Annotated in this window: 20 protein-coding genes; 12 read left to right on the top strand and 8 right to left on the bottom strand. The window is 74.5% G+C overall.

Features of this window, described 5'->3' with window-relative positions; all coding sequences use genetic code 11:
- Positions 1-792 precede the first annotated feature (792 nt).
- On the bottom strand, positions 793-1,743 hold the full coding sequence (locus tag LWC35_RS07285) for a hypothetical protein (protein WP_232869114.1): 951 nt from the start codon (positions 1,741-1,743) through the stop codon (positions 793-795).
- Positions 1,744-1,998: 255 nt separating this feature from the next.
- On the opposite strand from LWC35_RS07285, the gene hemB reads away from it, so the two are divergent.
- From hemB to LWC35_RS07235, 10 genes are all read left to right on the top strand, one after another.
- Positions 1,999-2,973 carry a porphobilinogen synthase gene (hemB, locus tag LWC35_RS07280; RefSeq protein ID WP_232869113.1) on the top strand — a complete coding sequence of 325 codons (975 nt, stop codon included), beginning with the start codon at positions 1,999-2,001 and terminating at the stop codon, positions 2,971-2,973.
- Between the two features lie 4 nt (positions 2,974-2,977).
- The gene (locus LWC35_RS07275; RefSeq protein WP_232869112.1) at positions 2,978-3,268 is read left to right on the top strand and encodes a DUF4282 domain-containing protein; all 291 of its coding nucleotides are present in this window, start codon (positions 2,978-2,980) and stop codon (positions 3,266-3,268) included.
- Positions 3,269-3,285: 17 nt separating this feature from the next.
- Positions 3,286-3,972: a hypothetical protein gene (locus LWC35_RS07270; protein ID WP_232869111.1), complete on the top strand. Its 687-nt coding sequence runs from the start codon at positions 3,286-3,288 to the stop codon at positions 3,970-3,972.
- A gap of 54 nt (positions 3,973-4,026) precedes the next feature.
- Positions 4,027-5,349, top strand: coding sequence for a glutamate-1-semialdehyde 2,1-aminomutase (gene hemL, locus LWC35_RS07265; RefSeq protein ID WP_372463010.1), 1,323 nt, complete (start codon positions 4,027-4,029; stop codon positions 5,347-5,349).
- A 2-nt stretch (positions 5,350-5,351) separates the two neighbouring features.
- Positions 5,352-6,056 carry a histidine phosphatase family protein gene (locus tag LWC35_RS07260; RefSeq protein WP_232869120.1) on the top strand — a complete coding sequence of 235 codons (705 nt, stop codon included), beginning with the start codon at positions 5,352-5,354 and terminating at the stop codon, positions 6,054-6,056.
- Positions 6,053-6,655 carry a TlpA family protein disulfide reductase gene (locus LWC35_RS07255; protein WP_232869110.1) on the top strand — a complete coding sequence of 201 codons (603 nt, stop codon included), beginning with the start codon at positions 6,053-6,055 and terminating at the stop codon, positions 6,653-6,655. The genes LWC35_RS07260 and LWC35_RS07255 overlap by 4 nt, the downstream gene beginning before the upstream one ends.
- Before the next feature lie 434 nt (positions 6,656-7,089).
- The gene (locus LWC35_RS07250) at positions 7,090-7,866 is read left to right on the top strand and encodes a cytochrome c biogenesis CcdA family protein (protein WP_232869109.1); all 777 of its coding nucleotides are present in this window, start codon (positions 7,090-7,092) and stop codon (positions 7,864-7,866) included.
- A 23-nt stretch (positions 7,867-7,889) separates the two neighbouring features.
- On the top strand, positions 7,890-9,554 hold the full coding sequence (gene resB, locus LWC35_RS07245) for a cytochrome c biogenesis protein ResB (protein WP_232869108.1): 1,665 nt from the start codon (positions 7,890-7,892) through the stop codon (positions 9,552-9,554).
- Positions 9,554-10,588 carry a c-type cytochrome biogenesis protein CcsB gene (ccsB, locus tag LWC35_RS07240; RefSeq protein WP_232869107.1) on the top strand — a complete coding sequence of 345 codons (1,035 nt, stop codon included), beginning with the start codon at positions 9,554-9,556 and terminating at the stop codon, positions 10,586-10,588. The genes resB and ccsB overlap by 1 nt, the downstream gene beginning before the upstream one ends.
- A 594-nt stretch (positions 10,589-11,182) precedes the next feature.
- Entirely contained in the window at positions 11,183-12,571 is a 1,389-nt protein-coding gene (locus LWC35_RS07235) for a MinD/ParA family ATP-binding protein (RefSeq protein ID WP_372463012.1), read from the top strand.
- 31 nt (positions 12,572-12,602) lie between these two features.
- Here LWC35_RS07235 and LWC35_RS07230 read toward each other — a convergent pair whose 3' ends face one another.
- Positions 12,603-12,827: a hypothetical protein gene (locus tag LWC35_RS07230; RefSeq protein WP_232869106.1), complete on the bottom strand. Its 225-nt coding sequence runs from the start codon at positions 12,825-12,827 to the stop codon at positions 12,603-12,605.
- A 172-nt stretch (positions 12,828-12,999) separates the two neighbouring features.
- On the bottom strand, positions 13,000-13,221 hold the full coding sequence (locus LWC35_RS07225; protein ID WP_037053018.1) for a BldC family transcriptional regulator: 222 nt from the start codon (positions 13,219-13,221) through the stop codon (positions 13,000-13,002).
- Positions 13,222-13,549: 328 nt separating this feature from the next.
- Between LWC35_RS07225 and LWC35_RS07220 the strand changes: the two genes are divergently transcribed.
- A complete protein-coding gene (locus LWC35_RS07220) occupies positions 13,550-14,122 on the top strand; it encodes a DUF4229 domain-containing protein (RefSeq protein ID WP_232869105.1) in 573 nt (190 codons plus the stop codon).
- Here LWC35_RS07220 and LWC35_RS07215 read toward each other — a convergent pair.
- From LWC35_RS07215 to LWC35_RS07195, 5 genes are all read right to left on the bottom strand, one after another.
- Positions 14,078-14,959 carry a 1,4-dihydroxy-2-naphthoate polyprenyltransferase gene (locus LWC35_RS07215; protein WP_232869104.1) on the bottom strand — a complete coding sequence of 294 codons (882 nt, stop codon included), beginning with the start codon at positions 14,957-14,959 and terminating at the stop codon, positions 14,078-14,080. The genes LWC35_RS07220 and LWC35_RS07215 overlap by 45 nt on opposite strands.
- Positions 14,960-14,968: 9 nt before the next feature.
- On the bottom strand, positions 14,969-16,675 hold the full coding sequence (locus tag LWC35_RS07210) for a DUF8814 domain-containing protein (RefSeq protein WP_232869103.1): 1,707 nt from the start codon (positions 16,673-16,675) through the stop codon (positions 14,969-14,971).
- A 136-nt stretch (positions 16,676-16,811) separates the two neighbouring features.
- On the bottom strand, positions 16,812-17,960 hold the full coding sequence (gene menE / locus LWC35_RS07205) for an o-succinylbenzoate--CoA ligase (RefSeq protein ID WP_372463009.1): 1,149 nt from the start codon (positions 17,958-17,960) through the stop codon (positions 16,812-16,814).
- A gap of 86 nt (positions 17,961-18,046) precedes the next feature.
- Positions 18,047-18,967: a 1,4-dihydroxy-2-naphthoyl-CoA synthase gene (locus LWC35_RS07200; RefSeq protein WP_232869102.1), complete on the bottom strand. Its 921-nt coding sequence runs from the start codon at positions 18,965-18,967 to the stop codon at positions 18,047-18,049.
- Between the two features lie 10 nt (positions 18,968-18,977).
- Positions 18,978-19,304 carry an ANTAR domain-containing protein gene (locus LWC35_RS07195; protein ID WP_232869101.1) on the bottom strand — a complete coding sequence of 109 codons (327 nt, stop codon included), beginning with the start codon at positions 19,302-19,304 and terminating at the stop codon, positions 18,978-18,980.
- Positions 19,305-19,527: 223 nt separating this feature from the next.
- Here LWC35_RS07195 and LWC35_RS07190 point away from each other — a divergent pair, with 223 nt between their 5' ends.
- Entirely contained in the window at positions 19,528-20,253 is a 726-nt protein-coding gene (locus LWC35_RS07190) for a GntR family transcriptional regulator (RefSeq protein WP_232869100.1), read from the top strand.
- Positions 20,254-20,316: the final 63 nt, after the last annotated feature.

Here is a 20,316-nt window from a genome sequence, read left to right as displayed (position 1 = left end):
GGGGGGTGGGGGGGGGGGCGGGTGGTGGTGGGTGGGCCGCCCCGGGGTTGGGGGGCGGCCCTCCGCCGTTCTCGGCCACCCCCGCAGAGGGCCGGCCGGTCCCGCAGAGCCGACCGTCCCGCAGAGCCGGCCGTCGCGGAGAGGCGGCCGGTCGCACACAGGGTCGGCCCCTCGCACACACGTTCCGCCTTGGGTGCGAGGGGCCGACGGTGTGTGCGGGGCGCGGCCGTCGGCCGGGGTGGTGTTTCAGGATGTGGAATCAACGACGTCGCCGGACGTTCGATGTGCGCCGCGCGACTCATGATCGTTCCGAGGGGGACGGGAGTGCTGTGGCGGCGACTGTGGGGTGACGCTCGGAGGGGTCAGCTCCGCGGAGGGGGACGGCAGCGTTGTCTCGGCGGCGCTCGTGTGACGTTCGGATCGATCAACCGGGTGGAGCTGGGCGGGGGTGTCGAGGGGGACGGGAGTGCTGCAGCGACGACTGTGGGGTGACCCTCGGAGGGATCAGCTTGGCCGAGCGGGACAGCAGCGTCGTCCGGGCAGCGCTCGTGTGAGGTTCGGATCGATCAACCGGGTGGAGTTGGGCGGGGGTGTCGAGGGGGACGGGAGTGCTGTGGCGGCGACTCTCGGGTGACGCTCGGAGGGATCAGCTCCGCCGAAGGGGACCGCAGCGTCGTCCGGGCAGCGCTCCTGTGGCTCTCGGATGGATCATGCGTGGGTCGCGGGCTGGAGAGCGGCCGGAGCGGCCGGGACGCGGCTCGCGGGCAGGTGGGCGCGCCCGCGCGCCGGGCCTCAGGAGCCGACGGTGGCGGGCTTGCGGAAGCGGTCCCACCAGCGGCGGCGCTCCGCGGCGGCCGCGCGGTCGGCTTCCGCCAGGCGCTGTGCGGTGAGGACCGGGATGGCCTCGGTGGGGGCGGCGTCGGCGGGCCTGCCGTCGACCGGCGAGCCGTCGAGCGAGCCGCTGCCGGCCGGAGCGCCGGCGACCGGCGTGCTGTCGACCGGCGCGGCGGCGGTCTCGGCAGTCTCAGAGGTCTCGGTCCGAGCCTCGGCCCGAGCCTCGGTGGTCTCGGCGGCCGCGGAGGTCGCGGCGGTCTCGGAGGCCGTGTGGAAGTCCGGCGGGTAGGCCGCCCACCGCTCCTCCTGCGAGATCCCGGCGACGGGCTCCCACGGGCCCGCGGCCCGGGCGCGGCCGATGTAGGCCGACGCGGCGGCGATCGCGGCACGCACGCAGTCGCCGCGCGGGGCCACGCCCACCGACCGGTGTCCGGCGCCCCACGGCGCGAGCCCCGCGTGCTCGGCGACCGTGACCGTGACGACCTCCCAGGCGTAGTCCCGCTCCTGCGCGGCGACCAGGTCACGCAGCTCGTCGGGACCCCAGGTGCTGCTGCCCTCGTCGGCACCGGCCGTGACGACCAGCACGAACACCCGGTCGGGGCGCTCCTGCTCGGGCATGCCGGCGAGCGAGCGGCCGAGGCCGCTGACGAGGGCGCCGAGCGAGTCGCGGACCGCCTCGGTGCGGCGGCCGCGCAGCTTCGGCACGGCCGCGTCGGCGGCGGGGACGCCGCCGCGGAGCTTCCCGGCCCGGCGGCCCGTGACGGTCGGGTAGACCTCGACCTCACCGGGCAGCCCGGCCTGGTGCGCGAGGAGGTCGGCGGTCGCGGCACGCACCTCGTCGCGGAGCGGGCCGAGCGAGCTGGATCGATCGAGAAGGAGGGCGATGACGCTGCGTCCCGGTTTGGTCACGGGCGCAGGATGCCGTATCGGGTGACACTCTCCGGCACCGACCCCATCCTCGCGCACGCCCCGCCCGACGCGCTGCTCCGCACGGCTGCCTCCCGGCTGGACCTGCGGCAACAGTCGATCTTCGGCCGCTCGCCGAGGCCCGGCCCGGCGCGAGGGGGCGGTGTGGTCGTCGCGCGCCGCGAGCAGGCCGGGGACCCGCCCGATCCCCGCCCGGCCCCGCGACCGCCCTCCCCCGCCCGGTCGTACCCTGGCCGCATGGCCTATCCCGCCCAGCGTCCCCGCCGGCTGCGTTCCACCCCGGCACTGCGCAGGCTGGTGGCCGAGACCGAGCTGCGGCCCCGGCACCTGGTCCTGCCGATGTTCGTCAAGGAGGGTGCCGCCGAGCCGGTGCCGATCTCGTCGATGCCGGGGGTCGTCCAGCACACCCGGGACACCCTGCGCAAGGCGGCCACCGAGGCCGTGCAGGCCGGCGTCGGCGGGATCATGCTGTTCGGCGTGCCGGCGCGGCACGACGCGGTGGGGTCCGGGGCGACCGACCCGGAGGGGATCCTCAACGTCGCGCTCAAGGACCTGCGCGCCGAGCTGGGCGACTCCACGGTGATCATGTCCGACCTCTGCCTGGACGAGTTCACCGACCACGGGCACTGCGGGGTGCTCGACGAGCAGGGCTGCGTCGACAACGACCGCACGCTCGAGGTCTACGCCCGGATGGGTGTGGTGCAGGCCGAGTCCGGGGCCCACCTCGTCGCGCCCAGCGGGATGATGGACGGCCAGGTCGGGGTGATCCGCGAGGCGCTCGACGAGGCCGGCTTCGCCGACACCGGCATCCTCGCCTACACCGCCAAGTACGCCAGCGCGTTCTACGGGCCGTTCCGCGAGGCCGTCGAGAGCCAGCTGAAGGGCGACCGCAAGACCTACCAGCAGGACGGCGCGAACCTCCGGGAGGCGTTGCGCGAGCTCGCGCTCGACCTCGACGAGGGCGCGGACATGGTGATGGTCAAGCCGGCGCTGCCCTACCTCGACGTGCTGCGGACCGTCGCCGACACCGCCGACGTCCCGGTCGCCGCCTACCAGGTCTCCGGCGAGTACGCGATGATCGAGGCCGCTGCCGCGCAGGGCTGGCTGGAGCGCGAGCGGACGATCGTCGAGACGCTGACCTCGCTGCGCCGCGCCGGCGCGGACGTGGTGCTGACCTACTGGGCGACCGAGGTCGCGGGTCTGCTGGACTGACTCCGTGCGGACACACCAGGAGCCCGGCGTCCTCGGCGCCCTCACCGACCTGAACTTCGAGCGGTTCGTGACGCCGTCGGTGGTCAAGTTCGTCTACGTCGTGGGCATCGTGCTGACCGCGCTGTGCTACGTCGCGGGCGTCATCGGGTTCTTCGTCCGGGGCTTCGGGCTCGGCGTCGCGGCGCTCGTGGCCGGCGGGGTGGTCGCGGTGTTCGCGCTGCTCCTGCTGCGGGTGACCCTCGAGTTCGTGGCGGCGGTGGTCCGTCTGTCGGAGGACGTCCACCGCCGCGGCTGACCGGTACCGTGGTGACCGTGAGCACCGGCAGCCAGGGTGACGAGGGGCCCCGCTACTACCCGAGCGGGCCCTCGACGGGGCGGTACCCGCAGTACCCGCAGAACCCCTACCCGCAGGGGGCGTCCCCGGCCGGCGCGCCGCAGGCCGGCCAGCATCCCGCCGACCGGTTCTCCGCAGGCCAGTACCCGGCCGGTCAGTACGCCTACAGCCCGTACGCGCAGGCACCCACGCCCGCGCCGACGCCCTCGGCCGACGAGCCGCGGCGGGGCCGTCGCCCGGCGACCATGGCCGGTGCGCTGGTGCTCCTGGTGCTGAGCGCGGTGCCGTTCCTGGTGTTCGGCGTGCTCGGGCTGTTCGTGCCGATCAGTCAGGACATGTTCCCGCCTGAGCTCGGGCTCGACGCGATGCTGACCCAGTACAACGTGTCGTTCGACCAGTTCCTGCAGGCCGTCCGGCTGCTGCTCGCGCTGGTCGCGGTGCTCGCGCTGGTCTACATCGGTCTCGCGGTCGCCGCCTTCGCCGGCAAGGCGTGGGGGCGGGCCGCCGCCACCGTGCTCACCGTCCTGTTCTGCGGGTTCCTGCTGCTCAACATCGGCGGCGGCGGGTCGTCGCTGATCGTCCTCGCGCCGGTGGTGCTCGCCGTGGCCGGTGTGGTGCTGATGTTCGTGCGGCCGTCCGCGGAGTGGTTCGCCGCCCTGCGCTGATCCGAGCACCGACCCCGCGGGACGGATCGCGGCGTGGATGTGAGACTGGAGGCCGTGAGTGCCCCCTTCACCCCGATCACGCCCGAGGTCTCCGCGGGCCTGTTCGCCCGCGCCGCCGAGGTGATCCCGGGCGGCGTCAACTCGCCGGTCCGGGCCTTCAACTCGGTCGGCGGCACGCCGCGCTTCATGGTCTCGGCGCAGGGTCCGTGGCTGACCGACGCCGACGGCCTCCGCTACGTCGACCTGGTCTCCTCGTGGGGCCCGATGATCCTCGGGCACGCGCACCCCGCCGTCGTCGACGCCGTGCGGTCCGCCGCCGGGGCGGGCCTCTCCTTCGGGGCGCCGACGCCGGCCGAGATCGAGCTCGCCGAGGCGATCATCGACCGGGTCGCGCCGGTGGAGCAGGTGCGGCTGGTGAACTCGGGCACCGAGGCGGTGATGAGCGCGATCCGGCTGGCCCGCGGGATCACCGGCCGCACGGTCGTCGTGAAGTTCGCCGGGTGCTACCACGGCCACGTCGACGCCCTGCTCGCCCAGGCGGGCTCGGGCGTCGCGACCCTCGGCCTGCCCACCAGCCCGGGCGTCACGGGGGCGCAGGCCGGCGACACCGTCGTCCTGCCGTACAACGACCTCGAGGCCGTCCGGCAGGTCTTCGCCGAGCGGGGCGGCGAGATCGCCTGCGTGATCACCGAGGCCGCCGCGGGCAACATGGGTGCGGTCGCGCCGCGGCCGGGCTTCAACCAGGGGCTGCGCGACGTCGCCCGCGAGCACGGCGCCCTGCTGGTGATCGACGAGGTGATGACCGGCTTCCGCGTCTCGCCCGCCGGGTGGTTCGGGCTCGAGGGCGTGGCCGGCGACCTCTACACCTTCGGCAAGGTCATGTCCGGCGGGCTGCCGGCCGCGGCCTTCGGCGGGCCCGCGGAACACATGGCGTACCTCGCGCCGGCCGGACCGGTCTACCAGGCCGGCACGCTGTCCGGGAACCCCGTCGCCGTCGCGGCCGGCCTCGCCACCCTGCGGCAGGCCGACAAGGCCGTCTACGACGCGCTCGACGCCAACGCGGAGCGTCTGGTCGGCATGATCGGCGGAGCGCTGCGCGAGGCCGGCGTGCCGCACCGGGTGCAGACGGCCGGGAACATGTTCTCGATCTTCTTCACCGAGGAGGAGGTCGTGGACTACGACACCGCGAAGGCGGCGCAGACCTGGCGCTTCCCGCCGTTCTTCCACGCCCTGCTGGAGCGCGGCGTCTACGCGCCCCCCAGCAACTTCGAGGCCTGGTTCGTCTCGGCCGCCCTCGACGACGACGCCTTCGCCGTGATCGAGAAGGCGCTGCCCGACGCGGCGCGGGCGGCCGCCGCGGCGGTGCAGCCGGCGTGAGCATGCCCGTCGAGCCCACGGACCCGGTCCCCGCCGATCCCTTCCCCGGAGGCGACCGCACCTCGCCCGAGCCGAGCGGCCCGCGGACCGTCGTCCACCTCCTGCGACACGGGAAGGTGCACAACCCCGACGGCATCCTCTACGGGCGCATCCCCGGCTTCCGGCTGTCAGACGACGGCCGCGCGCAGGCCGAGCTCGTGGCCGAGGCGTTGGCGGACGACGACATCACCGCCGTCGTCGCCTCGCCCCTGCAGCGGGCGCAGGAGACGGCGACGCCGATCGCGAAGTCGCACGGCCTGGACATCGTGACCGAGGACGGCCTGATCGAGTCCGGGAACCTGTTCGAGGGGCAGCGGTTCGGGGTCGGCGACGGCGCGCTGCGCCGGCCGGCGACCTGGCGGCTGATGCGGGACCCGTTCACGCCGTCCTGGGGCGAGCCCTACATCAAGATCGCGCACCGGATGTTCGGCGCCGTGCACCGCGCCCGCGCGCTCGCGGAGGGGCACGAGGCCGTGTGCGTGTCCCACCAGCTGCCGATCTGGACGCTGCGCCGCTACCTGCTGGGCCAACGGCTCTGGCACGACCCGCGCTCGCGGCAGTGCGCGTTGGCCTCGCTGACCAGCGTCGAGTTCACCGGGACCACCGTGACCGGGCTGCGCTACAGCGAGCCGGCCGGGTCGAGCGATCCGACGGCGACCGGCGCATGAGACGGATCCTGCCGCTGCTGCTGGGGCTGCTCGTGCTGGCGGGCTGCTCCACCAGCAAGGACGCCGTGTCGAGCAACCAGCAGGAGTTCACGTTCGTCGCGCCCGACGGCCGGACGACGATCCTCTACGACCCGCCGTCGTCCCGCGGCGTCGTCCCGGAGCTCTCCGGGGAGTCGCTGCTGCACGAGGGGCAGACGGTCGGGTTGCAGGATCACGCCGGCCAGGTCGTGGTGCTCAACATCTGGGGCTCGTGGTGCGGGCCGTGCCGGGCGGAGGCCCCCGACCTGGAGTTCGTGGCCCAGCAGACGAAGGACGCCGGCGTCGCGATGCTCGGCATCGACGTGCGCGACGACCGCGACGCGGCCCGCGACTTCGTCCGCGACCGGAACCTGACCTACGACTCGATCTTCGACCAGCCCGGCCGGGTGCTCGCCGCGCTGTCCGGCTACCCGCGCAACGTGGTGCCGTCGACGATCGTGCTGGATCGGCAGCACCGGGTGGCGGCGGTCTACCTCACGCAGATCCGGCCGTCGGACCTGCTCGCCACGGTGCAGCGGGTCGCCGCCGAGGAGCCGGCACCCGCGACGTCCGGCTCCTGACCCGCACCACGGCTCCCTGACGCGTCGCGAGCGGCGACGTGGCCGCAGTATGGATCCATGACGCGTGCAGGAGCGTGTCCTGACCGCAGTATGGATCCATAACGCGGCCAGGAGGGGGGCTCGGGCGCAGTATGGATCCGTAACGCGCGCGAGCGGCGCGCGGCGACGTGGCCGCAGTATGGCTCCATAACGCGTGCAGGAGCGTGCCTTGACCGCAGTATGGATCCATAACGCGGCCAGGAGGGGGGCTCGGGCGCAGTATGGCTCCGTAACGCGTGCAGGAGCGTGCCCTGACCGCAGTGTGGATCCACGACGTGTCGAGAGGGCCGGCCCAGAGTGCGTTATGGATCCATGACGCCCGCCGTGAGCGGTTCCACTACGAGTCGTAGAACCCGGCGCCCACGTGCGTGGACCCAGCACATACCCTGTCCGTGATGGATGCCTCGACCACCCTCGCGGTCAGCGGCCCGCTGCTCGGCGCAGCGGTGGTCGCCGTTCTCGCGGGGGCGGTCAGCTTCGCGTCCCCCTGCGTGGTCCCGCTGGTCCCCGGCTACCTCGCGTACCTGGCCGGGCTCGTCGGGGCCGACGCCCCGCCCGTCACTCGCGACCAGGCGCGCGAGCGCCGCGAGGGCCGTTTCCGGGTGGCCGGCGCCGCGGCGCTGTTCGTCGCCGGGTTCACCGTGGTGTTCGGGGCGATCCTGGTCGGCGTCGTCTGGCTGGCCGACGTCCTCGTGCGCAACGAGGCGGTGCTCCAGCGGGTCGGCGGGATCGTCATGATCGTGATGGGGCTGGCGTTCGTCGGCCTGATCCCCGTGCTGCAGAACGAGCGCCGGGTCCACTGGGTCCCCACGCTCGGGCTCTGGGGGGCGCCGTTGCTGGGCGCGGTGTTCGGCCTCGGCTGGGTGCCCTGCATCGGCCCGACCCTGGCCGGCGTGGTGGCCGTGGCCGCCGGCACCGGCGGTGGGTCGCTGCGCGGGGTCGTGCTCACGCTGGCCTACTGCGCCGGGCTCGGCCTGCCCTTCGTCGTCATCGCCCTCGGCGCCTCCCGCGCGGTCTCCGCGCTCGGCTGGCTGCGCCGGCACACCCGCACGATCCAGATCGCCGGCGGCGTGCTGATGGTCGCCGTGGGCGCGCTGCTGGTCAGCGGGCTGTGGGGGAGCCTGCTCGCGCAGCTGCAGGTCGCCGTCGCCGGATTCACCCCCGCCCTGTGAGCCGCCGCCATGGATGACCGTCGATGAGCAGCCCGCCCACCGCGCCCCCCGCCCCGCCGGAGGCCCCGCCCGAGCCGCCCCGCCGACCGCGCGGCGGCCGCGCGGTCCTCGCCCTGCTGCGCAACGCCTGGCGTGGCCTCACCAGCATGCGCACCGCCCTGGTGCTGCTGTTCCTGCTGGCCCTGGCCTCGCTGCCGGGCGCGCTACTGCCGCAGCGCTCGCTCAACCAGCAGCTCGTCGACAAGTACTTCGCCGACTACCCGCGGCTCGCCCCGCTGCTGGACAAGATCGGTGCCTTCGAGATCTTCGCGACGCCCTGGTTCGCGGCGATCTACCTGCTGCTGATGATCTCGCTCATCGGCTGCCTCACCCCGCGGTCGCTGGAGTACCTGCGCGCGATGCGGCAGAAGCCCGTCGCGACCCCGCGCAACCTCTCCCGCATGCCGCACCACGCCGAGGCCGAGGTCGACGGCACCCCGGACGAGGTCCTGGAGCGGGTCCGCGGCCGGCTGAAGGGCTGGCGGCGGGCCGAGCGGGACGAGGGCGGGGTCCGCACCGTCTCCGCCGAGCGCGGCTTCCTGCGGGAGACCGGCAACCTCGTCTTCCACGTGAGCCTCGTGGGGCTGCTCGTCGGCATCGCCGTGGGCAAGCTGTTCGGCTACGAGGGCCAGGTCATCGTGCTGGCCGACGGCAACCAGTTCTGCAACACGTCGATCCTGGGCTACGACTCGTTCAACCCGGGCCTGCGTGTCGACGGCACGGACCTCGCGCCGTTCTGCATCAAGGTCGACTCGTTCTCCGCGGAGTACCTGCCCAACGGACAGCCCGAGCAGTACACCGCGCAGCTGGGCTACCAGTCCGCCGCCGACGTCCGCTCCGGCGACACCGCGACGTGGCGGCCCGACACGCTGTCGGTGAACCACCCGCTGCGCCTCGACGGCGAGCGCGTCTACCTGCTCAACCACGGCTACGCCCCGCGTTTCACGGTGACCTGGCCCGACGGGCAGCAGCGCACCGGCGAGATCCAGTGGCAGCCGGTGGACACCACGACCTACCTGTCCCAGGGTGCGACCAAGTTCGAGCGCCCCGGCATCGCCGACGACGCCACCCGGCAGAAGAGCTCGATCGCGATCACGGGCCTGTTCGCGCCGACGAGCTCGGGCGGGCAGGTCGTCACCTCGACCTACCCCGACCTGCTCGCGCCCGAGGCGGCGATCGACGTCATGCGCGGGGACCTGGGCCTCGACGACGGCCGCGGCCAGTCGATCTTCTCGGTCGACCAGTCGAAGGTCGACTCCGGCGAGCTGGTCCGGGTCGCCCGCGAGAACATGGTCCCGGGCCAGGAGATCACGCTCGACGACGGCACCCGGATCCGGTTCGACGACGTCACCCAGTGGGTCGCGCTGCAGGTCAGTCACGACCCGGGCCAGGTGACCGTGCTCGTGTTCGCGATCCTGATCCTGCTCGGGCTGGGGTTGTCGCTGTCGATCAAGCGGCGGCGGTTCTGGGTGCGCGTGGTGGCGGCGGAGCCGGGTACGGACGGTCGGGCGCGCAGCCGGGTCGAGCTGGGCGGGCTGGCCCGGACCGACCGGGCGGGGTACGGCGAGGAGTTCGACCGCCTGCGGGCGGACCTGCTGGAGCCGGCGGCTGCGTCGACTGCGGCGACGACGAGGAACGGTGGAGACTGATGCCGGTCGATCCGATGCTCTCCGAGTACAGCGACCTGCTGTTCAAGGGGGCGCTCACGGTCTACGTGCTCGCGATGGCCTTCCATGCCGTCGAGTACGTCACGAGCCGGGCCCGCGTGCGCGCGGTGGCCGCCGAGGCCGCCCCCGAGCCCGCGGCCGTCGGCGCGGCCGGCGGCACGGGCAGCACGGCCGGCTCGGGCACCGCCGACCACGGCAGGGTCAGCGAGGAGAACGCGGACGTCCCGCCGCCCCCGGTGAAGGCGTCCAGGCCCACGCGCTCCCGGGCGGACCGCTTCGGCCGGATGGGCGTCTCGCTGACGATCCTGGCGGTCCTGCTGCACTTCGGCTCGATCGTGCTGCGCGGGCTCGCGACCGTGCGCTGGCCGCTCGGCAACATGTACGAGTTCTCCTCCGCGGTCTGCCTCGCGGCGATGGTGGCGTGGCTCGTCGTGCTGCAGCGGACCTCGAAGCGCACCCGCGGCCTGCGCAAGCTCGGGGTCTTCGTGCTGGCCCCGGTGCTGGTCCTGATGTTCCTGGCCGGCACCGTGCTCTACGCGCAGGCCGCGCCCGTCGTCCCGGCGCTGCGGTCGTACTGGCTGTCCGTCCACGTCACCACGGTCACGCTGGCCTCCGGCCTGTTCTTCGTGCCGGGCGTGGCGAGCATCCTCTACCTGATGAAGCGGTCCGGGAAGCCGGCCGGCTTCGTCGCGAAGCTGCCCGAGGCCGACGTCCTGGACCGGCTCGCGTACCGGGTCACCGTCGTCGCGTTCCCGATGTACACGTTCGCGGTGATCGCGGGCGCGATCTGGGCCGAGGCCGCCTGGGGCCGGTTCTGGGGCTGGGACCCGAAGGAGACGGTCGCGTTCGTCGCCTGGGTGATCTACGCGGCCTATCTGCACGCCCGGGCCACGGCCGGCTGGCGGCACGTCGGTGCGGCGTGGATCAACATCCTGGGCCTCGCCGCGATCATCTTCAACCTGTTCTTCATCAACATGGTGGTCGCGGGACTGCACTCCTACGCGGGCCTGGGGTGACCGGGGAGCGGCACTGATCCGGGGCTTCGCCCGCCCGTCAGGGCGAGCCGCACCGCATCACCTCGACCGACGCGGTTCGCGCGACTACCGTCGGCAACCGTGAGTCAGACCGGGCCCGACGACGAGTACCCCGACGGATCCGTGGGCCGCTACGTCCGGGAGCGGTGGGCGCAGAACGCCGAGCGCGCGCAGCGGCAGGCCCCCGACGAGCGGCGGGACCAGCGCCGGGAGGAGCAGGGCGGGGCGCACGCACAGCACCCCGGGCTGGGTGCCCGGCGGGACGAGACGTGGGGCGTGGTGCCCGACGACGCGGGCTGGGGCTCCGACCTGCTCGAGCTCGAGGGCGAGCTGGACGAGGCCGAGCCGTACCCGGGCGGCGCGGGCCGTCACGCCGGGCCGGAGCAGGGGCCGGAGCAGTGGCCGGACCAGCGCCACGATCAGGGCCCGCCCCCCGAGCCCCGGCACACCGAACCGCCCGCCCAACGCACGGGCCCGGAGCAGCATCCCGCGCCGGGTGCCCCGCAGACCGTGAACGGGGCGACGCCGCACGGCGCGCCCCCGCCCGGCGCTCCCCCGAACGGCGCGGTCCCGCCCGTGCCGAACGGCGCACCACCGAACGGCAGCACCCCCGACGGCAGCACCCCCAACGGCACTGCACCGAACGGCAGCCCCACCAACGGCGCCGCTCCGAACGGCGCCGCTCCGAACGGCACGGTCCCGAACGGCACGGTCCCGAACGGCGCGGTACCGAACGGCACGGTCCCGAACGGCGCTCCTCGGGATGCGGCGCCGCCCACCGCGCCACCCCCCGCGGCCCGGAACCGGGAGACCCGGCAGGCCGAGCCACCGTCGCCGCCGCCGGCCCCGCCCCAGTGGCGAACGGCCGAGCAGCGGCCCGACCGGGAGCGGCGGGTCGTGCCCCAGGAGGGCCGCACACCCCCGCGCGGGATGCCGCTCGGCCCGCCCACCGGCCCGAACCGGCCGATCCGGGACGTCGGGCGTTGGACCGACCCCGGCGCCGTCGCCGCCCAGGAGGCGCAGCAGGCCCGCGCCGACTCCGGCGCGGACCTGGCGGATCTCTCCACGGCGCGGCTGCTCAAGCCCAGCAGGCGGCGTCCGCCACGGACCGGCTGGCGGCGCTTCCTCTACCTGCTCACCGGGCGGCTCATCAACCCGGGCGAGAGCCCGCAGGACATCCGCGAGCGCGAGCTGACCACGCGGATCAACCAGCCGCTGCTGGGCTGTCACAAGATCGCGACACTGAGCCTCAAGGGCGGCGTCGGCAAGACGACGATCACCGCCACGCTCGGGGCGACGTTCGCCTCGCTGCGGGGCGACCGGGTCGTGGCGGTCGACGCCAACCCGGACCGCGGGACGCTCAGCCAGAAGATCCCGCTGGAGACCAGCGCGACCGTGCGCCATCTGCTGCGCGACGCCCAGCGGGTCCGCCGGTACACCGACGTGCGGGCCTACACGTCCCAGGGGCCCTCCCGGCTGGAGGTGCTGGCGAGCGAGCAGGACCCGGCGGTCTCGGAGGCCTTCAGCGAGGACGACTACCGCCGCACGGTGACGCTGCTCGAGCACTTCTACAACATCGTGCTCACCGACTGCGGCACCGGCCTGATGCATTCGGCGATGTACGGCGTGCTGGGCGTGGCCGACCAGCTGATCATCGTGTCGTCGGGCTCGATCGACGGCGCCCGCAGCGCCTCGGCGACGATGGACTGGCTGGAGGCGCACGACCACGGGGACCTGGTGCGCAACGCCGTCGCGGTGATCAACAACGTGCACCGGCAGGCCGGGGCGGTGGACCTCGAGCGGGTGGCGCAGCACTTCGCGGGCCGCTGCCGGGCCGTGGTGCAGATCCCGTTCGACCCGCACCTCGAGGAGGGGGCGGAGGTCGACCTGGAGCGCCTGTCGCCGCCGACGCGGCTGGCGCTGCTGGAGCTCGCGGCCTCGGTGGCCGACGGCTTCCCGAGCTGAGCCCGGGTCGCCGGAGCGCGGCCCGGCGGGCTCAGTCCTTGCCGGGCGGCGGGTCCTCGTCGCGACGCAGCGACTCGTCGAGGCTCCGCAGGAAGTCGGGATCGTCGTCCGGACCGGTGGGCCGCGTGCGGCTCGGGGGTGCGGCCGGGCCCGACGTGCCGATGCCGCGCGGGACGTCCGCCCGCTCGGCGCTCATCGCCCGCCACAGCAGCAGTGCGATGACGGCCGCGACGGCGAACGCGATGAGGTACAGCATCACCAACCACCTCCGGTACCGAGCGTACCGGCGCGGCGGGCAATGCCCGGGTAAAGCCGCTCGACGGGAGCGGGCCGATCGTGCGCCCGGGGGGCGCGGATCCGGGTGGGCGGGAGGCCGGCCCGGATCCGCGGACCGAGAGCCACCGGCGGGTGCCGGCGGCACGGTCACGTCAGTGGCGCTGGGCGCCGATCGTGGCCTCACTGGTGAGATCCGCGAGCATCCCGCGCACCTCGGACTCCCGGAAGCGGCGGTGGCCGCCAGGGGTCCGGATCGAGCCGATCCGGCCGGCCGAGGCCCAACGGGTCACGGTCTTGGGGTCGACACGGAACAGGGCGGCCACCTCACCGGGGGTGAGCAGGCGCTCGTTCGAGTTCTGGGTCGGAGCAGACATCCGAAGCCTCCGCATCGTCGATTACCGGGCCATCGTGACACCGGGGACCCCGGGTACTCGAACGGTTGGGCGGAGGTAAAGGGCTCTTAAAGGGCAAAACGGGCAGAGGGGTTCATCCCGGTCGGCTCGCGGAAGGCATCCTGAGAGGCACCTGAGCGTCGGATGAAAACGCGCTGAGCAGGGCTTTCGCGCGGGGGCGGGCTCCGTCGCCGCGTTCCACAGTGCCACCGCGGGCGTGACGGGGGCGTGTGGGCGCGCGTGGTCCGGGGCCGTCGGTCGGGCCGGAGCGGCGAACGGTAGAGCCGGGCGCGGTCGTACCCTCGACGTCATGGCGACAGGCCCCCGCACCGACAGCGACCCCGACACGGACACGCCCCCCGCCGCGCCTGGCTCGCGGCCGGCGCCCGGCCTGGCGGCCACCATCGCGCTCTACACGGTCGCCCGGATCGGGCTGATCGCGGTCCTCGCGGCCCTGCTCGCCCTCGCGGGGGTGCCGGTTCTGCTGGCCCTCCTCCTCGCGCTGGTGGTGGCCCTGCCGCTGTCGCTGGTGGTGTTCCGCGGGCTGCGGGCCCGGCTGGACCTCGCGCTGGCCGAGTCCGGTCGGCGGCGCGGCGCCCAGCGCGAGGCGCTGCGGGCGCGCCTGCGCGGCGACGAACCGGGTGAGACCACTGCCGGGGGTGTTGCGGGGTCGGCGTCGACGCAGGGGGAGGGGCCGGCCGTCACCAAGCCCGCCCCCGAGGACCCCACCGCCGAGAAGCCCGGTGCCGAGAAGTCCGGTGCCGAGAAGCCCGGTGCCGAGAAGCCCGGTGCCGAGAAGCCCGGTGCCGAGAAGCCCGGTGCCGAGAAGCCCGGTGCCTCAGATCAGCAGGCCGAGGGCGAGGCCGACCCCGGTCCCCGCTGACCAGCCCAGCAGCAGCAGGCCGGTGTCGCGCAGCACGCGGATGAGCTTGCGGCCCTCGGCGCCGCCCAGGACCCGGCGGACCGGGCCGATCGCGAGCGGCAGGGCGAGCAGGGCGAGCAGCACCGGCCAGCTGCGGACGGCCATGCCGAGCGTGAGCAGGAAGGGCAGCAGCACGAGCGCCGCGTAGAACCGGCGGGTGTCCCGGTCGCCGAGCGCGACGGCCAGGGTGCGCTTGCCCACCACCTCGTCGCCGGCGATGTCCCGCAGGTTGTTCGCGACGAGCACGGCGCAGCTCAGCAGCCCGACGCCCACCGCGCCCACGATCGCGAGCGCCCCGGGGGCGCCGCTCTGGGTCACGACGGTGCCGAGCACGCCGACCAGCCCGAAGAAGACGAAGACGGCGAGCTCGCCGAGCCCCGCGTAGCCGTAGGGCCGCTTGCCGCCCGTGTAGAACCAGGCACCGGCGATGCAGACGGCGCCGACGGCGATCAGCCACCAGGTCCGGCTCAGCGAGACCAGCGTCAGCCCCGCCAGCGCGGCGATCGCGAAGCAGACGAGCGCCGCGTTGCGCACCGCGACCGGGCTCGCGAGCTTGGAGCCGACGAGCCGCAGCGGCCCGACGCGCTCGTCGTCCGTGCCGCGGATACCGTCGGAGTAGTCGTTGGCGAAGTTCACCCCGATCACCAGGGCGACCGAGACGAGCAGCGCGAGGAGCGCGCGGCCGATCTCGACGGTCCCGGAGCCGATGGCGGCTCCGGTCCCGACCAGGACGGGGGAGACGGCGGTCGGGAGGGTCCGCGGCCGAGCACCCTCGACCCACTGCGCCAGCGTGGCCACGCGTCGAATCTAGTCGCCGGTGTTCGCGGCCGGGTGGGCCGCCTCGGGGCCGGGGGCGGGCACGGCGGTCGAGGTGGACGGGGACGCGGCCGCCGAGGCGGCGCTCGCAGGCGCCGCCGGGCCGGGGGCCGGCGCTGCCGGACCTGCCGAGGTGGCGCTCGGCGCAGAGGTTGCGGAGGGCGGGGTGGCTGCAGGCGCGGGGACTGCAGGGGCGGCGGTCGCACCGGCGAGGGGATCGCCGTTCACGGTCGAGGCGCCCGCCCGCACCGCGGCGGAGCCGCCGACCTCGGCACTTGCCGCGTCCTGCGCCGCGGGTGTCGACGGGCCGGCCGGAGCCGGGGCCTCCGCGTCCCCGCCCGCTCCGGCGGCGCCCGAGCCCGCGCCCGCCGCTGCGGAGCCCGCTCCCGCGGCACCGGCGCCGGCACCCACGGCAGGTTCCGCGCGCGTCGCACCCGCGGCGTTCCCGTCGTCGTCGCACGCCGGCACGTCCGCCGCGTCCGGCAGCACGGCCGCGCTGAGGAACTGGCCGTCGCCGATCCGCAGCCAGGCGTCCGCGCCGGTGCCCGTCGCGCACTGGACCGGCACGTCGGCGGTGTCCGCGGCCACGCCGACCACCTCCGCGTCGTCCGACGGCGCGGCGCGGACCTGGGCGGTCCCGTCCTCGGAGTCCGACTCGACCTTGGAGAGCCGCACGGATCCCGTCCACAGGTAGTCGACCTGGACCTGCGAGTTGTCCTTGAGCCCGAGCGCGTCCCAGAACACCCCGTCGGCGAGGTCGATGCCCGCCGGGTTCACGAGCTTGCGGCCGAACTGGTCGTTGCCGCCGTTGTAGCCGTCGCGGAAGGCCGCCTGGGCCTGCGGCACGCCCTGGGGCAGGTCCGCCCACTCCTGGCGCTGGCCCGGCGGGTTCCAGTAGTCGTCGCGGGTGTTCCACGGCCCGACGTCCCACACCGGCGCGAACGCGCAGCGCCCGTTCGGGGCGCACACCCGCACCGAGTAGTCGCTGGTGTCCCGCGGCGAGAGCGCGCGGCGCGAGGGCAGCGCGACGAAGTGGTCCCGCTCGGTGATCACGTGCCCGTTGGAGGTCGTGCCGCCGACGAGTCCCTCGCGGGTGGCGAACACGCCGGCGCTGAAGGGGCCGTTCTCCGTGAGGTCGGGCCCGCCCTCCGCCGAGGACGCGGGCGCGGCGGTGAGGGTCACCCCGCGCACCGTGGGTGCCGTGCCCTCCGGGGTGCCGGTGAGCACCAGCCGGCCCTGCACCTCGGAGGTCGGGCGCGGCAGCGTGACGCTGCCGGAGTCCGCGCCCGACGCCGTCGCCGGGATCCACTCGGTCCACCGGCCCGACGTGGTGCGCCCGCGGACGTCGACCGACGCCGTCGTGCCCGGGGGCAGGTCGCCGTCGACCACCGAGTCGACGCGGGAGGTCGGCCGGTCCAGCTCCTGCGGGGCGAGGGTGAGCAGCCCGGTGGGCACGGCGTCGGCGGGAGCCGCCGCCTCGGTCGCCCCGCCCTGCTCGACCGGTGCCGTGAAGGCCGTCGCCGGGTCGAGCCGCACGCCGTCGCCGTCGTCCGTGACCCCGGCGGCCTCGCCGGAGGCCAGGTCCGCCGACCAGGTCGTGGAGGAGCCGCCTCCGTTCGCGCCCGCCGGCGCGACCCCACCGGCCGCGAGTGCCGTCGCCGCGGCCACGACCAGGCCCGCGCGCCACCTCATCCGCATCCGTGCTCCTCGTCCCCCGTGTGGTTCCTGTGACGGCAGGTGAAGAAGTGCCGTGTGGGGATGCAGGCAATCGGATGAAGGCGTAACCGTCAATCAACGGAGAGTGACAACCACCATGGGGTGTCACCATCCGTCATCACTTCGGGCGGTCTCCCACCGGATCGGGTGTGGAGAGGAGGGCGACGAGTGCCGTGCGGTCCGGCTTCCCCACGCCCCGCAGCGGGAGCTCCGGCATCAGCCGTACCCGTCGGGGGACGGCGGCGCGCCCCTCCGCCGCACGGACGGCCGCACGGAGCCCCTCGACGTCCGGTCCGGCCCCCGTCGGGACGACGGCGGCGACCACCGCCTGCCCCCATTCGGGGTCCGGCACCCCCACCACGCACACGGCGCCGACGCCGGGCTGCGCCGCGAGGACCCGCTCGACCGCGGCCGGGGCGACCTTCTCCCCGCCGGTCACGATCACGTCGTCGGCGCGCCCGAGGACGGTGAGCCGGCCGCCGGCCCACTGCCCGAGGTCGCCGGTCACGAACATGCCGTCGACGAAGGAGGCCGCGGTGAGCTCCGGGTCGCCGAGGTAGCCCTCCGCGATCATCGGTCCGCCGAGCGAGAGCCGGCCGTCGTCGGCCAGCCCGACCCGCACGCCGTCGAGCGGCACGCCGTCGTAGACGCACCCGCCGCACATCTCGCTCAGCCCGTAGGTCGTGACGACGCGGACGCCCATCTCCTCGGCCCGCGCGCGCAGGGCCGGGGCGAGCGCCGCCCCACCGATCAGCACGGCGTCGAAGCCCGCGAGGGCGTACATCGCGGCGCCGCCCTCGTCGAGGACGCGACCGAGCTGGGTGGGCACGAGGCTGGTGTAGCGGCGGGCGCCGTGCGGCAGCAGACCGGTGGCACGGGCGAACCCGGCGGGCCGGAAGCCCTCCCGGAGGTCCTGGACGACGGGCGGGGCGCCGGCGAGCAGGGCGCGCAGCACCACCTGCACCCCGGCGACGTGCTCGGCCGGGAGCGCCAGCACCCAGCGGGCGGGGCCGCCGAGCCGGGCCTCCGTGGCCCGGGCCGAGGCGGTCAGCGCCGCGGCGCTGAGCATCACGTGCTTGGGAGTGCCCGTGGAGCCCGAGGTGGAGATGACGACCGCGACCTCCTCGGGCACCTCGGGCGCCGGCGCGGTGGCCGCACCCGGCACCACGGCCGGGCCGGTCCCGTCGAGCGCCGCGTCGAGGGCGCGGACGAGGGCGTCGAGCGAGTCGGGGGAACCGTCGAGGGGCAGCGCGTGCAGGGGACGCATGATCCCCAGGATCCCACCGGCACCCGACCGGCCCGTGCACGGTCAGCGGTGCCCGGGCACCACGACCGCGCACGAGCGCGGCGGCGCTAGTAGTGCCAGGGGTAGGGGGACCAGTCGGGGTCGCGTTTCTGCAGGAACGCGTCGCGACCCTCGACGGCTTCGTCGGTCATGTAGGCCAGCCGGGTCGCCTCGCCGGCGAACAGCTGCTGGCCGACGAGGCCGTCGTCGACGAGGTTGAAGCTGTACTTGAGCATCCGCTGGGCCTGCGGGGACTTGCCGAGGATCTCCCGGCCCCACTGCAGCGCGGTGGCTTCGAGCTCGGCGTGGGGGACGACGGCGTTGACCGCGCCCATGTGGTGCATCTGCTCGGCGGTGTAGGGGCGGCCGAGGAAGAAGATCTCGCGGGCGAACTTCTGCCCGACCTGCCGGGCCAGGTAGGCCGAGCCGTAGCCGCCGTCGAACGAGCCGACGTCGGCGTCGGTCTGCTTGAACCGGGCGTGCTCGGCCGAGGCCAGGGTCAGGTCGGCGACGGCGTGCAGGGAGTGCCCGCCGCCGGCGGCCCAGCCGTTGACCACGGCGATGACCGGTTTGGGCATGAACCGGATCAGGCGTTGGCACTCCAGGATGTGCAGGCGCCCGGCGCGGCCGGCGTCGACGGTGTCGGCGGTCTCGCCGGACGCGTACCGGTAGCCGGTGCGGCCGCGGATGCGCTGGTCGCCGCCGGAGCAGAAGGCCCAGCCGCCGTCCTTGGGCGAGGGGCCGTTGCCGGTGAGCAGCACGCAGCCGACGTCGGCGGTGGTGCGGGCGTGTTCGAGGGCGGTGTAGAGCTCGTCGACGGTGTGCGGACGGAAGGCGTTGCGGACCTCGGGACGGTCGAACGCGATCCGCACCACCCCGCAGTCCACCGCCCGGTGGTAGGTGATGTCGGTGAACGAGAACCCCGGCACCGCCGTCCAGGCCGCGGGATCGAAGGTCTCGGACACGAAGTCGGATGCCGGGCTGGTCACGATCAGGAATCTAGTGCGCCGCGTTCCCCGCCTGCAGCCTGCGCACCTCGTTGTCGAGGGCGACGGCGATGTCGGGCGGGAGCGGCTTGTCGACCGGCAGTGCCGCGACGATCTCGGCGGCGACCTCACGGAGCTTGCGGTTGCAGCTCTGGGAGACGGCGATCAGCACCCGGAAGGCCTGCTCGTCGTCGCAGCGGTGCACCACCATGATCATGCCCTTGGCCTGTTCGATGGCGGGCCGGCTGCGGAGCGCGGTCTCGAGCTGGGCGACGCGTTCGAGCAGCTCGGATTCGCGAGAGGCCTCGTCCGGGCGCGACGGATCGAGGTCGTCGGGCATGTCCACCTGTCCAGCGGGTCTCGGTCTACCGGGGACCGCGGGCCTCGCTGCTGGACCTGCGCCGCAAGACGTTATCAAGTGGGTGGCCGGGGCCCGGTGCGGACACCCCGGGAACATTCCGGCGCCCGTCCGGCGTCGCGCCGGGTCCGCCGGACGGCCGGCCGGCCGGTTTGACCGGTGACGTGTCGCATGCCACTCTCGCCCCGGTGCAGGGTGGCACCGGATGAAGCAGCTCCCCGAGACCGCGAGCGTCAACGCGCAGGTCCTCGCCTCGCTCCGCGCCGCGGTGATCAGCGGCGAGCTCGCGCCCGGCAGCCTGCACTCGGTGCAGAACCTCGCCACGCAGCTCGGCGTGTCGCGCACGCCCGTCCGCGAGGCGCTGATCAAGCTCGCGCAACAGGGCATGGTGCGCTTCGAGCGCAACCGCGGCGTCCGCATCCTGCTCACCTCCTTGCACGACCTGGAGGAGGTCTTCGCACTGCGGCTGCTGCTCGAGCCGCCGGCGGTGCGGCGCGCGACCACCCGGCTCGACGGGAACCAGCGCCGCGAGCTGCGCCGGATGTTCGCCCACATGGAGAAGGCCGCGAAGGCCGACGACGAGTTCACGATGTTCGAGCACGACCGGCGCTTCCACCGCGTCCTGCTCGAGGCCTCGGGCAACGCGCGGCTGGCCGCGTTCGTCGACGGACTGCGCGACATGGTGCTGCGCCGCGGCGTGTCGACCGCGCGCGAGTCCCGCAGCCTCGACGACATCGTGGCCGAGCACCGGGCGATCCTCGACCTGATCGAGGCGGGGGACGCCGAGGGGGCGGCGAAGGCCATGCGCGAGCACGTCCGGCACACCGCCGAGCTGCTGATCGCGCAGGAGGCCGGGGCGGACCTGGGGCCGGGTGTGGTGGCCGTCGACATCGATCTGGACTGGACGGGTCCGGCCCGCGACCAGCACTGACCGATCGAGACATCGCCACGCGTTGACGAGTGGCATGCCACATGCCACGGTTCCCAGGGAATC

It is taken from the genome of Pseudonocardia kujensis (assembly GCF_021283305.1).
In the GTDB taxonomy this organism is placed as follows: Bacteria; Actinomycetota; Actinomycetes; order Mycobacteriales; family Pseudonocardiaceae; genus Pseudonocardia; species Pseudonocardia kujensis.
Note: the sequence above shows the minus strand (reverse complement) of the source record. Positions and strands in the feature narration are given on the sequence as shown.